At 61.0% G+C, this 13663-nt stretch carries 13 protein-coding genes; 7 read left to right on the top strand and 6 right to left on the bottom strand.

Annotated features, from left to right (window positions below):
• Window positions 1-3: 3 nt before the first annotated feature.
• The 3 genes from GSF67_RS02200 to GSF67_RS02210 all read right to left on the bottom strand — a co-directional run bounded on the left by GSF67_RS02200 (window position 4) and on the right by GSF67_RS02210 (window position 3140).
• Complete coding sequence (locus tag GSF67_RS02200) at window positions 4-1440, bottom strand: FAD-binding oxidoreductase (RefSeq protein ID WP_006309776.1); 1437 nt, start codon at window positions 1438-1440, stop codon at window positions 4-6.
• A gap of 50 nt (window positions 1441-1490) precedes the next feature.
• Window positions 1491-2468, bottom strand: a complete 978-nt coding sequence (locus tag GSF67_RS02205) for an L-threonylcarbamoyladenylate synthase (protein WP_035214489.1) — start codon at window positions 2466-2468, stop codon at window positions 1491-1493.
• A 63-nt stretch (window positions 2469-2531) separates the two neighbouring features.
• Window positions 2532-3140 carry a DUF6656 family protein gene (locus tag GSF67_RS02210; protein ID WP_006309778.1) on the bottom strand — a complete coding sequence of 203 codons (609 nt, stop codon included), beginning with the start codon at window positions 3138-3140 and terminating at the stop codon, window positions 2532-2534.
• A gap of 331 nt (window positions 3141-3471) precedes the next feature.
• Here GSF67_RS02210 and GSF67_RS02215 point away from each other — a divergent pair, with 331 nt between their 5' ends.
• The 4 genes from GSF67_RS02215 (at window position 3472) to GSF67_RS02230 (ending at window position 7190) form a co-directional block, all read left to right on the top strand.
• Complete coding sequence (locus GSF67_RS02215) at window positions 3472-4716, top strand: aromatic ring-hydroxylating dioxygenase subunit alpha (protein WP_010971101.1); 1245 nt, start codon at window positions 3472-3474, stop codon at window positions 4714-4716.
• A gap of 7 nt (window positions 4717-4723) precedes the next feature.
• Window positions 4724-5806, top strand: a complete 1083-nt coding sequence (locus GSF67_RS02220) for a hybrid-cluster NAD(P)-dependent oxidoreductase (RefSeq protein WP_035214467.1) — start codon at window positions 4724-4726, stop codon at window positions 5804-5806.
• A 175-nt stretch (window positions 5807-5981) separates the two neighbouring features.
• Window positions 5982-6443: a BA14K family protein gene (locus GSF67_RS02225; RefSeq protein WP_006309781.1), complete on the top strand. Its 462-nt coding sequence runs from the start codon at window positions 5982-5984 to the stop codon at window positions 6441-6443.
• 222 nt (window positions 6444-6665) lie between these two features.
• On the top strand, window positions 6666-7190 hold the full coding sequence (locus GSF67_RS02230) for a BA14K family protein (RefSeq protein WP_006309782.1): 525 nt from the start codon (window positions 6666-6668) through the stop codon (window positions 7188-7190).
• Window positions 7191-7250: 60 nt separating this feature from the next.
• Here the strand turns inward: GSF67_RS02230 and GSF67_RS02235 are convergent, their stop codons facing one another.
• A complete protein-coding gene (locus GSF67_RS02235) occupies window positions 7251-8246 on the bottom strand; it encodes a transporter (RefSeq protein WP_006309783.1) in 996 nt (331 codons plus the stop codon).
• Between the two features lie 221 nt (window positions 8247-8467).
• On the opposite strand from GSF67_RS02235, the gene GSF67_RS02240 reads away from it, so the two are divergent.
• From GSF67_RS02240 to GSF67_RS02250, 3 genes are all read left to right on the top strand, one after another.
• The gene (locus tag GSF67_RS02240) at window positions 8468-10252 is read left to right on the top strand and encodes an acyl-CoA dehydrogenase (RefSeq protein WP_006309784.1); all 1785 of its coding nucleotides are present in this window, start codon (window positions 8468-8470) and stop codon (window positions 10250-10252) included.
• A gap of 10 nt (window positions 10253-10262) precedes the next feature.
• Entirely contained in the window at window positions 10263-11021 is a 759-nt protein-coding gene (locus tag GSF67_RS02245) for a crotonase/enoyl-CoA hydratase family protein (RefSeq protein ID WP_006309785.1), read from the top strand.
• Window positions 11022-11111: 90 nt separating this feature from the next.
• Window positions 11112-11426 (top strand): hypothetical protein, encoded by a 315-nt coding sequence (locus GSF67_RS02250; RefSeq protein ID WP_006309786.1) that lies wholly within the window; start codon window positions 11112-11114, stop codon window positions 11424-11426.
• 210 nt (window positions 11427-11636) lie between these two features.
• On the opposite strand, the gene GSF67_RS02255 is transcribed toward GSF67_RS02250, so the two are convergent.
• Both GSF67_RS02255 and GSF67_RS02260 read right to left on the bottom strand, forming a co-directional pair.
• Window positions 11637-12887, bottom strand: coding sequence for a class I SAM-dependent RNA methyltransferase (locus tag GSF67_RS02255; protein WP_006309787.1), 1251 nt, complete (start codon window positions 12885-12887; stop codon window positions 11637-11639).
• Window positions 12884-13636: a TlyA family RNA methyltransferase gene (locus GSF67_RS02260; protein ID WP_006309788.1), complete on the bottom strand. Its 753-nt coding sequence runs from the start codon at window positions 13634-13636 to the stop codon at window positions 12884-12886. The genes GSF67_RS02255 and GSF67_RS02260 overlap by 4 nt, the downstream gene beginning before the upstream one ends.
• Window positions 13637-13663: the final 27 nt, after the last annotated feature.

Raw genomic sequence — 13663 nt, forward strand, 5'->3', positions numbered from 1 at the left:
ATCTTACCCCACCAAAACCTTGCCGGGGTTCATGATACCCGCAGGGTCGAAGGCGTGCTTGATGCGATGCATCAGCTCCATTTCGATGCCGGGCCGGATGGCGGCCAGTTCGTCGCGCTTCAGCTGGCCGATACCATGTTCGGCCGAAATCGAGCCGCCGAGCGACAGCACGATACCGTGCACGATCTCGTTCATGTCCCGCCAGCGGCCGAGGAATTCGGCTTTGTCGGCACCGACTGGCTGGGAGATATTGTAGTGGATGTTGCCGTCGCCGAGATGGCCGAAGGCGCAGATGCGGGCGCCGGGAATGGCGGCGAGCACGGCCTTTTCCGCAGTAGTCATGAATTCCGGTATTTTCGACACCGGAACGGAAACGTCGTGCTTGATCGATCCGCCCTCCGGCTTCTGCGCGTCCGACATGCTTTCACGCATGTGCCACAGCGCCTGACGCTGCGCTTCCGATGAGGCGATCACCGCATCCTCGACCAGCCCGGCCTCAAAACCGCGCTCCAGCAGCGATTGCATCATCGTGTCCGCCGTCTCGGCCGAATCGGAGGTGGAGATATCGATGAGCGCGTACCAGTCATGCGGCTGCCCCAGAGGGTCGCGCACGCCGGGAATATGTCTGGCGGTGAACTCGACGCCGATTCGTGGCATGAGTTCAAAGCCGGTCAGCGCCGTGCCGCAGAGGTTGGAGGCCATTTCGAACAGTTTCAGGGCATCCTCGGTGGAGGCAAGACCGGCAAAAGCGACCTGATGGCCGAGCGGCTTGGGGAAAAGCTTCAGCACCGCGCCGGTGATGACACCGAGCGTGCCCTCGGAGCCGATGAAGAGATCGCGCAGATCGTAACCCGTATTGTCCTTTTTCAGCCGGCGCAGCCCATTCCAGATTTCGCCGGTTGGCAACACCACTTCGAGCCCGAGGCACAGCTGGCGCATATTGCCATAGGCAAGCACCGCCGTGCCGCCTGCATTGGTGGCGAGATTGCCGCCGATGCGGCAGGAGCCTTGAGAACCGAGCGATAGCGGGAACATGCGCTCCACGGAGCTGGCGGCCTTGTGAATGTCGTCAAGAATGCAGCCGGCATCGGCGACGATGATATTGGCAACGGGATCGATGTCGCGGATGCGGTTCATGCGCTCCAGCGACAGGATGATATCGGTGCCGTCAGCGCGCGGCGTCTGGCCGCCCACAAGGCCGGTATTGCCGGTTTGCGGCACGATGGGCGTGCCGGTCTCGCTGGCGAGCTTCAGGATGGCGGCAACCTCCTCGACGGAATCGGGCTTGAGGAGCAGGGGGGAAGCGCCGCGATAAAGTCCGCGATTTTCCACCAGGCGCGGTGCCATTTCCGCCGGGTCGCGCACCGCATTTTTTTCGCCAACGATGGCGGTGAAGCGGTCAAGGATATCGGAGGAGGGGATGGCGGTCATGGTCGTCATGGGCGGCGTCTCGCTGTCTTTTGAAACATGGGCGAAAGGGTTGAGTGCCGTCAGCCTCGCGGCGCGGCGGCGCGGGAAAGGCGGTCGTTGATCGCCTCTCCAAGACCATGGGTGGGAATTGCGGTGATGGCGATGGTGTCCGCACCGCTCGCATCGGCAGCTTTCAGGTAATCGAAAAGGTTGGCGGCGGCCTCGGCGAGATCGCCGGAAGGGCTGAGGTCGAGAATGGTGCGCGCGGTCTCTTCGCCTGATATGGCGATGCCGCCGAATCGGATCAGCGCTTCATCAGGCAGAACCGACGTGGCGTCGAGGCGGACAGTCGCACCCGGCGCATAATGCGAGGCCAGCATTCCCGGCGCCTCGATGGCGGCGGAGGCTTTTTTCGGTCGTTCGAGCCTGACGCCGGCTAGGCGCTCGATTTCCTCGGTGACGATGCCGCCGGGGCGAAGCAGCCGCACCCGGCCATCCTGCTCCACCTTGACGATGGTGGATTCGACACCCACGGCGGCGGCACCGCCATCGAGAATGAGATTGATCTTCTGCCCGAGGTCGGCCTCCACATGAGCCGCACTTGTCGGGCTGATCTTGCCGGAACTATTGGCGCTGGGGGCGGCGAGCGGTTTGCCGAACCGGCGGATAAGATCGCTGGCAAAACCCTGTGGCACGCGAATGCCGACGGTATCGAGCCCGGCCGTCGCCAGCGAATGAATGTCGCTTTCAGGTTTCAGCGGCAGAACCAATGTCAGTGGGCCGGGCCAGAAGGCCTCTGCGAGTTTCCGCGATATCGGGTCGAAAACCGCGTAACGCTCGGCCATGGCGATATCGGCCATGTGGCAGATCAGCGGGTTGAATTGCGGCCGGCCCTTGGTCTCGTAAATACGGGTGATGGCGGCAGGATTGGTGGCGTCGGCGGCAAGGCCATAGACGGTTTCCGTCGGCAGCGCGATGGGCCTGCCGTCCGCAAGCTCGGCCACGGATGCCTGCAGGGCTGTTTCCCGCTCGGTTTCGATGTTGATATGACGCGCCATGATGCTGCCTTTCAGGGCGGTCAATAGCGTATTTCAGGCCGGGATGGAAAGTGCTATCGCGCTTTATATCGCCCTGATGATCTTGCGCATCTCCGCCGAGCGCGCGCCGAGCAAGAGCACGTTTTTCAGCGCCACGCGCGGATCGTGCGTCTGGAACAGCAGGCCGCTGCGATGGAAGGAGGTGTCGATGGCGACCTCCCGATCGGGAAGCGCATTGATGGCGACGGCGAAATACATGCGCGAGTAACGCGCATCGATATTTTCGAAGAAGTTTTCGGCCCCGCTCAGCTCGGCGAAGAAATTCGCGAAATAAAACGACCACATCACATGGCGCTCGGCATCGAAGCTGGTTCTCGCCGCCGTGACATGGCAATAGCCAAGATGCGGTCGGTCATTGAGCAGATGGTGAAAAACCATCTTCGGGAAACGGATGGACTGGTGAAAGGTGTTGAGGCGGCTGTGGGTGGCATCGGCGGCGGCTTCCAGCTTCCGCCCGGTCAGCGCAGCCACATCGTCATGGCTGTAATAGACACGTTCCCTGGGCAGCCAGCGCTCTTCATAACGGCTGATACGGCCCGTGCGCAGGAAGTCGGAATGCGCAGTCTTCGATCGTATCGGCGTGACCGAGTGCCTTGCCGCATCGAAATAGCGTATGCGTGTCGCCTTCTCCACCAGGAGCGCCTCCGTTGCTGTCGTTCCTTCAATATAGTTTAGGGCACGTTAAAACTCCGTTGCGCCGCACCTCCCGTTTTTTAATGGGTGGAGAGGAGGGCAAGCGCTATCATGCGTCATATTGCGACGTCACGTCCGGCGCTGAATAGCCGTTGGATTTCCCAGCGGAATGGGCAGCGAGGGCGAATTGCGCATGTCGCAATTTGTCGCCAATGCGGAAGCCGATGTCGCTGTTTGTGCTGCCGCAAATGACCGCCGGTGTTTAGATGAGGACATGCTTCCGCAACCCCGCAAATGGTGCCGGGCGGGCGGTTTGATCGAGGATTTGGCCATGGAATTGCGTGACACCGTATTGCGCCAGCTAAAAAACCGCCGCGAAGGCTTCAGCCTGGAGCAGCCGTTCTACACGGACCCGGATTATTTCAAGCTGGATATGGAGACGATCTGGTATCGCGACTGGCTGTTCGTCGGCCATGATTGCGAGGTGCCCAAGTCCGGCAACTACATGACCGTTCAGGTCGGTGCATACTCGGTCGTCATCGTTCGCGGACGCGACGGGCAGATCCGCGCCCTGCAAAATTCCTGCCGCCATCGCGGTTCGCGCGTCTGCAGCGCGCAGAAGGGCCAGGCCGCCCGTCTCGTCTGTCCCTATCACCAGTGGACCTATGATCTGGATGGCAAGTTGCTGTTCGCACGCCATATGGGCGAGGAATTCGACAAGGCGGAATTCGGCCTGAAGCCGGTCGCCTGCGAGACCGTTGCCGGTTACGTCTTCATCTGCCTTGCCGACCAGCCCGCCGATTTCGCGCCGATGCGCGCCGAGGTCGAAAGCTACATGGCCCCGCACCGCATCTGGGAAGCCAAGGTAGCGCATGAAAGCACCATCATCGAAAAGGGCAACTGGAAGCTCGTCTGGGAAAACAACCGCGAGTGCTACCATTGCGCCGCCAACCACCCCGAACTCTGCCGCACCTATCCCGAAAACCCGAGCGTGACGGGAACGGATGGCGGCGCGAGCGATCCCGAGATCGGCGGTCACTGGGCGCGCTGCGAGGCGGCCGGCCTGCCGAGCCGCTTCAAGATCGATCCGAAGGGCCAGTTCCGTGTTGCCCGCATGCCGCTGATCGGCGAGGCGGAAAGCTACACCATGTCGGGCAAACGCGCCGTGCGCCGGCCGCTGTCGGAAGATGTCAGCATCAGCCATATCGGCGCGCTGCTTCTGTTCCACTACCCGACGACCTGGAACCATTTCCTCGGCGACCACACTATTTCCTTCCGGGTGCTGCCGCTCAACGCCAACGAGACCATGGTCACCACCAAATGGCTGGTGCACAAGGATGCCGTCGAAGGCGTGGATTACGATCTCGAAGACCTCACCCACGTCTGGAACGAGACCAACGACCAGGACCGTCGCATCGTCGAGGAAAATGCCTTCGGCATTCGCTCGCCGGCCTATCAGCCCGGTCCCTATTCCATGGAAGACGAAGGTGGCGTGATGCAGTTCGTCAACTGGTATTCCGATTTCATGGTCGATCGCCTCTCCGGCGACAAGGCCCGGCTCTCGGCCGTAGCGTGATGCGAAGATGAATATGGTTGTGACCTACAAGCACATAGACGAGATGAAGCCGTGGAGCGACAAGCTCCAGCTGCTGGAATGCATTTCAGTGACGCCCGAGACATCGGACGTGATGACGTTCCTGTTCCGCTCCGAGGACCAGAACTGGTTCCGTTATCTGCCGGGCCAGTTCGTCACGCTGGAATTGCCCGTGGGTTCGGAGCCGATTTACCGCACCTACACATTGTCCTCCAGCCCGTCGCGGCCCTATGCGCTGTCGGTCACGGTCAAGGCGCAGGCCACCAGCATCGGCACGCGCTGGATGTTCGATAATCTGAAGCCCGGCATGAAAATCCGGGCGCTCGGACCGCTCGGCGACTTCTCCTACGTCAAACATCCCGGCGACAAATATTTGTTCATCTCGGCAGGCTCCGGCGTCACGCCGATGATGTCGATGGTGCGCGACATGAGCGACCGCGCGCCGCAGAGCGACATCACCTTCATCAACTGTTCACGCACCCCCGGCGATATCGTCTTTCGTCACGAGCTGGAATATCTCGCCCGTTTCATGCCTAACCTGTCGCTCGGCTTCATTGTCGAGAAATGTGGTCGTACCGATCTCTGGTCCGGACTGAGGGGCATGGTCGACAAGGCCAAGATCGCGCTGCTCGCGCATGATTTCATGGACCGCACCGTCTTCTGTTGCGGTCCGGAGCCGTTCATGGCCGCCGTCCGCTCCATGCTCGACGCATCCGGCTTCGATATGAGCCGCTATCATCAGGAAAGCTTTGCGCCGGCCGCTCCGGTCAGCGTGGGTGAAACAGTTCTCACCGGTGCCGACGGCGAAGCGTTGTCCATGGTGGGGTTCACGCTTTCTGGAAAAGAGCTGCCCTGCCAGCCAGGCCAGACGGTTCTGATGACGGCGCGTGCCGCCGGCGTCCGCATCGGCGCCGCCTGCGAATCCGGTATCTGCGGCACCTGCCGGGTGCTGAAGCTTTCCGGCGAGGTGGAGATGAACCACAATGGCGGCATTCTCGATGAGGAAATCGAGGAAGGCTATATTCTTGCCTGCTGCTCACGGCCATTGACCGACATCAAGGTGGAGGCGTGACGCCCAACGGCGCCACCTCCTAATTTTCCTTCGCCGGATAGTTGTCTGGAACTAAATTTTAGCAAACTCGTTTGCACGTCATCGAATTCTTTTCGGGCGAGGGGCTGGCCCTGACCTCCGACAAGAGCACGGTGAAAGGCGCTGTTAAAGGCGTCAGAGCAAATGGAGGAAGATCATGCTGAATTTCCGGACAACGAGCGTCGCTACAGCGATTATCGTGTTCTTCACTAGCTTCACGCCATCTCAGGCGTTTCAGGTGCCGGTGCCGATCACCAAGCCGGCGGTAGCGACCGAAAACGTCGTGCCTGTACAGTACCGCGAGTGGGATCGCCGCCGCAATTGGGACGGTCGTCACATGCGTCGTCCGCCCCCGCATCGCGACGGCTTTTACAATGGTCACCGCGGCTATCGTGACCGTCGCGCGGGTTACCGTTATCACAACGGTTACTGGTTCCCGCTTGCCGCTTTTGCCACCGGCGCCATCATCGGCGGTGCCATGCAGCAGCCGCGTCCGGCCTATGGCGGCAGCCATGTTTCCTGGTGTCAGAACCGCTGGCGGTCGTATCGCGCCTATGACAACACCTATCAGCCGAACAGCGGTCCGCGTCGCATCTGCGTTTCGCCTTACAGCCGATAACAGTATTTTTGAAAGCCCGGATTTCGATCCGGGCTTTTGTTTTCCAGCTGCCAGATCGGGTAAACGAAGCGTGATGGGATTGTTAATGCTGGGTTCAGGCGAAAACGCCTAGCCTGCAACCTGGAATGTCCAGCCAGACTGAAAAACTGGCCGAATGAGAAGAAAAAAGTGTTATTATTCACGGAGAACGGCCTGTTGACCGTCGTGAATGGAGGAAGTCAGATGAAAAGCTATATCAAGAATATCATGGCTGTCGGTCTTTCTGCGATCGTGGTTGCGGGAGCGATTGTTCCGGCAGAAGCCGCAATGCCATTGCCGACCGCGCCGAAGAGTGTTGAGACCGCAGGCAATGATGCCAGCAACAATGTCGTGAATGTCCAATACTGGCGCGACCGCGGTGGTCGTGACGGCTGGGGCGACCGTCGCGGCTGGTATGGCGGCCATCGCGGCTATCGCGATTATCGCCCGGGTTACCGTCACCATGACGGTTACTGGTTCCCGCTCGCAGCCTTTGCGACGGGTGCGATCATCGGTGGCGCTCTCTCGCAGCCGCGTGAAGTCTATCGCCCGGTTCCGGAATATCGTCCGCGTCCCGTGTATCGCGAATACCGCCCAGTCCGCCGTGGGGGCATGAGCCAGGCGCATGTGAACTGGTGCTATGGCCGCTATCGTTCCTACGATGCCTATAGCAACACGTTCCAACCTTATAACGGCCCGCGCCAGCAGTGCTATTCGCCATACGGCTGATAGACATAACAGGCTGAGATCGACAGAGCCGTCCGGTCACCACCGGACGGCTTTTTGCTGTCACAATATTCGCGCGCGCTTCAGGACGAACCAGGCAAGCGCTACCGAAATCACGATGAAGATGCTGGCTGCCATGGTGCCGCCAGTGCCGACGGTGAACGGCAACTCATCCGTATTCATGCCGAAGAAACCGGTCACCAGCGATGGCGGCAGCAGGAATGCCGTCATCAGCGACAGGATATAAAGGTGCCGGTTGGTTTCGGACGAGAGTTTGGAATCGATTTCTTCATGCAGCAGCCTTGCACGCTCCTGCAGCGCATAGACGTCGTGATCGACAGCCTCGAGCCGTCCCATCAGCCGCGAAGCGACATCCTCGAAACCGTCAGGCATCTCGTCGTCATCGGCGGCCGATGCACGCCGCATCAGGGTGAGTACGGTGCGCAAGTGCCGGTGCAGGCGCACGACAGTGCGGCGTAGCGGTGCAAGGCGGCGCCGCTCGTCGCGGTTTTCGCTGTCATAAACCATATCCTCGATGGCATTGAGTTCTTCCGTCGTCTCCATCACCAGATTGATGAGCGAGCGCTGGAATTCAGCAACGAGACCTTCGAAGACATGCGATGGCGTGAGGTAGCGGTTGGAATTCTTGTCGACTGCCGCCTTCAGCCGGTCCACCGAATGCAGCGGCTGCAGGCGGGTGGTGATGATGAAGCGGTCGCCCACCGCAAAATGCAGCCAGCCGAAATCGCGCGTTTCCTTGTCGAATTCCCGCTGGAAATCGACCAGCGTGCCGTAGAGCGATTTTTCATCGACCACGATGGAAGGATGCGTCTCATGGGTGGTGAGGCTTGCCCGCGCCGCCGGATCGAGGCCGACGATTGTTTCGAGGAAGCCGGCAACCCGCTGGTCGGCGAGATTGAGATGCAGCCAGTAGAACCCCTCATATCCTGCCATGTCCTCGAAACCAGCATCGGGCGCCAGCCGGCGGCACGGGGCTGTGCCCGGATGAAAATGATAGGCCCAGACAAGGCCGGGAATGGTGGGCGTTATGAGATCCATCGTGGCAGTCCTGACCGGCGGGATGGGAGGAGGGGAGGCGTCCGTCGTTCCGGTGTGGGAGCGGCAGCGGCGAGGCGCATGTCTGCGCATGCTGAGCAAATTCACATGACAGTTTTATAACAAACCTGTCGAAATCGTGGGAATTTTCAAATTGACGTTTACGTAAAAATCATTTAGCCCGAGGGCAGTAGCAAGATGCAAGAGCTTCGGGAGGAGGCAGCATGTATAGCGCGCCGGTGGATGATATCGCCTTTACACTCAAGCATGTGGCGGGTCTTGAAGACGCGCTCTCAAAGGGTGTGCTGGGAGACCTGAGCGAAGATCTCGTCGATGCCATTCTTGAGGAAGCCGGCCGTTTCGCCACCGGAGAGGTCGCCCCGCTCGCCGATATTGGCGACCGTCAGGGCGCGAAGCTCGCAGACGGCAAGGTCACGACGCCGGATGGCTGGGCCGATCTTTACCGCCGCTGGGCGGAAGCGGGCTGGAACAGCCTGACGGCGCCCGAAGAATTCGGCGGCCAGAACCTGCCGCACATGTTGAATGTCGCGGCACTCGAAATGTGGAATTCCGGCTCCATGGCCTTTGCGCTGGCGCCGACGCTCACCATGGGCGCGGTGGAAGCCATCGTTACCCATGGCAGCAATGATCTGAAGCGAACCTATCTGCCGAAACTCGTATCCGGCGAATGGACCGGCACCATGAACCTCACCGAACCGCATGCGGGATCGGACCTCGGTGTCTTAAAGACCCGAGCGGAGCGTAATGGTGACGGCACCTACCGCATCTTCGGCCAGAAGATTTTCATCACCTGGGGCGAACACGACGCGGCGGATAATATCATCCACCTCGTTCTCGCCCGTCTGCCGGATGCGCCAGCCGGTACGCGCGGCATCTCGCTGTTCCTGGTGCCGAAATTCCTGCCCGATGAAAACGGCGCGCCGGGCAGCCGCAACGACCTGTTCTGCCATTCGCTGGAGCACAAGCTCGGCATTCACGGCTCACCCACCTGCACGATGATCTTCGGCGACGGCAGATTTGGTGATGTAAAGGGCGCTCTTGGCTGGCTGATCGGCGAGGAAAACAAGGGCCTTGCCTGCATGTTCACCATGATGAACAACGCCCGCCTTGCGGTCGGCATGCAGGGCGTGGCGATCTGCGAAGCGGCGACCCAGAAGGCGATCGAATACGCGAAAGAGCGCACGCAGGGCAAGGCGCCCGGCTGGCAGGGTTCCGGCATGAGCCCGATCATCGAACATCCCGACATCGCCAGAACGCTTCTGACCATGAAGGCGCTGACGCAAGGATCGCGGGCGATTTCCTTCAGCTGCGCCCATGCCATCGACATGGCGCATGCGACCGAAGACGCCTCCCAGCGCGCTCACTGGCAGGAGCGCGCCGCGCTTCTGACGCCGATTGCCAAATCCTTCTCCACCGATGCCGGTGTCGATGTCGCCTCCATGGGCATTCAGGTGCATGGCGGCATGGGCTTCATCGAGGAGACGGGTGCTGCGCGTTATCTGCGCGATGCCCGCATCGCCCCGATCTACGAGGGTACCAACGGCATTCAGGCCATCGATCTGGTGCTGCGCAAGCTGCCGCTCTCCGAGGGTGCGCAGGTGCGCGGTTTCATCGCCGAACTGCGTGAGATTGCCGCCCGGACGGCCGCCTCGAACCGCGACGATCTCGGCGAAACCGCCCGTTATCTCGAAGCCAGCCTCGACGATCTGGAAACGACGACCGACTGGCTGCTCTCCCGCATCAAGGCGGGCGAAACCGAAACAGCGCTTGCCGGTGCCACGGCCTATCAGCGGCTCTTCGGTCTGGCGCTCACCGGTTCCTATCTCGCCAAGGGCGCGTTGGTCTCCGTCGATGATGGCAGGGGTGGGCATCGCGCAGCACTTTGCCGCTTCGCCGCGGAAAACCTGCTGGCGGAAACGGCGGCGCTGAAGGATCGCGTTATATCAGGGGCGGCAAGCCTTGCCGCCGCCCGCACCCTGTTGGCTTGAGGAGTTGCAGATGTCGGACGATCATATTCTTGTTGAGCCGGTTGGTCATGCACCTGAGGTTCTGACCATCCGCTTCAACCGGCCGGAGAAGAAAAACGCCATCACCGATGCCATGTATCTGCGCATGGCCGAAGCCCTGCATGCCGCCAATGCGAATACCGAAATTCGGGTGGTCGCATTTCTCGGCACGGAAGGCTGCTTTTCCGCCGGTAATGACATGGCCGATTTCCTCGCCTTCGCCATGTCGGGCGGCAAGGGCAAGCTTGCGGCACTCGAATTTCTGAAAGCGCTGGTCGCCTTCGAAAAACCATTGGTTTCCGGCGTGGACGGGCTCGCCATCGGCATCGGCACGACGCTGAACCTGCATTGTGACCTGACGGTCGCCTCCAGCCGCAGCCTGTTCAAGACGCCCTTCGTGGATCTGGCACTGGTGCCGGAAGCGGCCTCCAGCCTGCTTGTGCCAAAACTCATTGGTCATCAGCGCGCCTTTGCGCTGCTTGCCATGGGCGAGGGTTTTTCCGCTGAACAGGCGATGCAGGCCGGGCTGATCTGGAAGGTTGTCGCGTCTGAACATGTCGAAACCGAAACGCTGGCGCTCGCCACCCGCCTTGCCGCCAAACCGCAGCAGGCGCTGAAGATCGCCCGTGATCTGGTTCGCGGTAACCCGCAGGACATACTTGCCCGCATCGAAGAGGAAGGCCGCCACTTCATCGCGCAGCTGCAGAGTGCGGAAGCCCGCGCTGCCTTCGAAGCCTTCATGCGCCGTTAAGCGTTCCAGCAGGAAATAGTTGCGGTTAAGTGCCGGGCAATATGCGCTGTGTTAAATCATGCACCGTCCACCCTTTGGAAGGCCACCCGCATGCGTCAATTCGGTTTTGCCCTGTTCGTCCTCATCTCCGTCACGACTGTAACACAGGCAGCAGCGATCACGCCCTTGCCGGCTACGGGTAACGACGTCATTCTGGCGCAGTCTTCGGACGAGGACAGCCCGAACTTTTATTCCCGCAATAATCGCGACCGCCAGCGCCGCGCCCAATTTATCTGCGTCATCACCCCGCCGGACAGCGCCAATCGCCGTCGTCCCTATGTCTGCCCGCTGGAGCGCGGGCGAGTCGGCGGCTCCTGCCGCTGCTCGGGTGTGGTCGGCAGCGGAACGGTCGATACGGCCTGGTAAGAACTTTCAGGCGTCATCCCCCGCCCTCATTCCTGTGCTTGTCACAGGAATCCAGCCAGCCCAAGTCCTTGGGCTGAAAAGAGTTCCTCTCGCCGCGCAGACACGCGTCGACCGGATTCCCGTGACAAGCACAGGAATGAGGGGCTTTGGGCTTGCGGGCCTATGAACCGTTGCGTCAGCTTCGCGTGAACGACCCAGCGTCCGGACTGCTTATTTCTCCAGTACCGCCACTGCTTCCACATGCGGCGACCACAGAAACTGGTCGACCGGGGTGACGCGGGTGACGCGATAGCCGCCTTCCGTGAGGATGGCGAGATCGCGTGCGAGTGTCAGCGGATTGCAGCTCACCGCAACGATCTTCTTCACCGTGCTGCGGGCAAGTTCCTTGCACTGGACTTCCGCACCGGCGCGCGGCGGATCGAACACGACGGCATCGTAATTCTTGAGTTCGCTTGTCATCAGCGGCCGGCGGAAGAGATCGCGCTTTTCGACGCTCACCGGTTTCAGGCCCTGGGTGTTGCGGGCGGCGAAATCGAGTGCCTTCAGCGCTTTGTCTTCGGCCTCCACCGCATGCACCCTGCCGATGCGCGCGAGCCTGAGCGCAAAGGTGCCGGAGCCGCAGAACAGATCGGCAATGCGTTTGGATTTGCCGACATGGGCAAGCACCAGCTCCGCCATGGCGTCTTCGGCCTGCTTCGTTGCCTGCGTGAAACCGCCGGCGGGCGGCGAAACCGGAATGCCGCCGAATTCGATGATCGGCTTTTGCGGTTCGATCAGGATTTCACCCGACAGCGAAACACGGGCAATGCCGCGCATGGCCAGCACCGTTTCCGTGAGCGTGCGCCGCTGCTTGTCATTGACCGACTTGATGCCCTCGACGGAAATATCGAGACCGGAGAGCGTTTCGAGAACGGTGATGCGGAACGGCTCGGCATTCGCCACCATGGAAAGCCCGATGGCGCGGATGGCATCGAACCGTGAGACAATGCCCGGCGAGGTGACGGGACATTCCTCGATGGCGACGATGTGATGGCTGTTCGCCTGGCTGAAGCCTAGCAGCAGACCCTTTTCCGTCTTGCGGGCGGCAAACACCGCACGGCGGCGCTCGCCGGGGCGACAGATGACGAGATCGTCCACTGGCGGGGTCAGGCCCTTTGATCTCAGTGCCGAAACCACCAGTTCCCGCTTGAAGGCGTGGTAGGGTTGATCAGCCAGATGCTGCAACGAACAGCCGCCGCAGGTGCCGTTGATGCCTTCGGGACCGAAGTGGCGACAGACGGGGTCACGGCGGTCAGCCGAAGCTTCCGTTATAGACATGACCGTGCCCTGATCCTTGACCTTGGCAATCGCGACCGTTTCGCCGGGTAGCGCGAAAGGCACATAGACCGGGCCGTCGGGACAGTGTGCGATGCCATCGCCCTGCGCGCCAAGGCTCTTGATGGTGACGGTCTGTGTGCTCATGGCTTTTCGCCTCCGAGAAGAAATTCGACATTGCCGTCACCGCCGGAAATTGGCGAGGGAATGAGGCCGAGGCTTTTCCAGCCCATGTCCTCGGTCAGCCAGCGTTCCAGCTCGGCCGCCACGGCGGGCGCCGTTTCCGGCTCCTTCAGAAGGCCTGCCTTGCTGATGGCATCACGCCCCGCCTCGAATTGCGGCTTGACGAGCAGAACCGCCAGAGCACCCGGTTCCGCAAGCTCGAGCGCCGGGGCAAGCGCAAGCTTCAGCGAAATGAAGGACACATCGGAAACGATGAAGCCGATGGGTCGTTCATCGATGTCATCAGTGGTGAGGAAGCGCGCATTCAGCCCTTCCAGGCTGGTGACGCGCGGATCGTTCTCGATCCTTGGATGGATCTGCCCGTGGCCGACATCGATGGCGACGACATGTTTCGCGCCGCGATGCAAAAGAACCTCGGTGAAGCCGCCGGTCGAGGCGCCGACGTCGAGACAGTCGAGGCCCCTCGGATCGAGCTTGAAATGATCGAGCGCGGCTGTGAGCTTCAGGGCGGCGCGCGAGACGTAAGCCTGCGCCGGATCGGTGATGGCGATCTTGACGTTCGCAGCAACGGTCTGGCTCGGTTTGGTGACGATTTTGCCGTTCACGCTCACGGTGCCGCGCGAAACCGCGTCGCGCGCACGCGAGCGGCTGGCAAAGTGGCCAAGCGACACAAGAAGCTGGTCTAGCCGTTCATTTTCAGATGTTTTGGACATGATCCCGTGTCAATGACCGCCAAACCC

Origin of the sequence: Agrobacterium sp. CGMCC 11546, from assembly GCF_013365515.1 — a bacterium.
In the GTDB taxonomy this organism is placed as follows: domain Bacteria; phylum Pseudomonadota; class Alphaproteobacteria; order Rhizobiales; family Rhizobiaceae; genus Agrobacterium; species Agrobacterium fabrum.

Coding starts and splice junctions, on each gene's coding strand:
- GSF67_RS02235 (WP_006309783.1), bottom strand. CDS start 8,246: ATGGATCTCATAACGCCCACCATTCCCGGCCTTGTCTGGGCCTATCAT.
- GSF67_RS02220 (WP_035214467.1), top strand. CDS start 4,724: ATGAATATGGTTGTGACCTACAAGCACATAGACGAGATGAAGCCGTGG.
- GSF67_RS02200 (WP_006309776.1), bottom strand. CDS start 1,440: ATGACGACCATGACCGCCATCCCCTCCTCCGATATCCTTGACCGCTTC.
- GSF67_RS02215 (WP_010971101.1), top strand. CDS start 3,472: ATGGAATTGCGTGACACCGTATTGCGCCAGCTAAAAAACCGCCGCGAA.
- GSF67_RS02260 (WP_006309788.1), bottom strand. CDS start 13,636: ATGTCCAAAACATCTGAAAATGAACGGCTAGACCAGCTTCTTGTGTCG.
- GSF67_RS02205 (WP_035214489.1), bottom strand. CDS start 2,468: ATGGCGCGTCATATCAACATCGAAACCGAGCGGGAAACAGCCCTGCAG.
- GSF67_RS02255 (WP_006309787.1), bottom strand. CDS start 12,887: ATGAGCACACAGACCGTCACCATCAAGAGCCTTGGCGCGCAGGGCGAT.
- GSF67_RS02230 (WP_006309782.1), top strand. CDS start 6,666: ATGAAAAGCTATATCAAGAATATCATGGCTGTCGGTCTTTCTGCGATC.
- GSF67_RS02250 (WP_006309786.1), top strand. CDS start 11,112: ATGCGTCAATTCGGTTTTGCCCTGTTCGTCCTCATCTCCGTCACGACT.
- GSF67_RS02245 (WP_006309785.1), top strand. CDS start 10,263: ATGTCGGACGATCATATTCTTGTTGAGCCGGTTGGTCATGCACCTGAG.
- GSF67_RS02225 (WP_006309781.1), top strand. CDS start 5,982: ATGCTGAATTTCCGGACAACGAGCGTCGCTACAGCGATTATCGTGTTC.
- GSF67_RS02240 (WP_006309784.1), top strand. CDS start 8,468: ATGTATAGCGCGCCGGTGGATGATATCGCCTTTACACTCAAGCATGTG.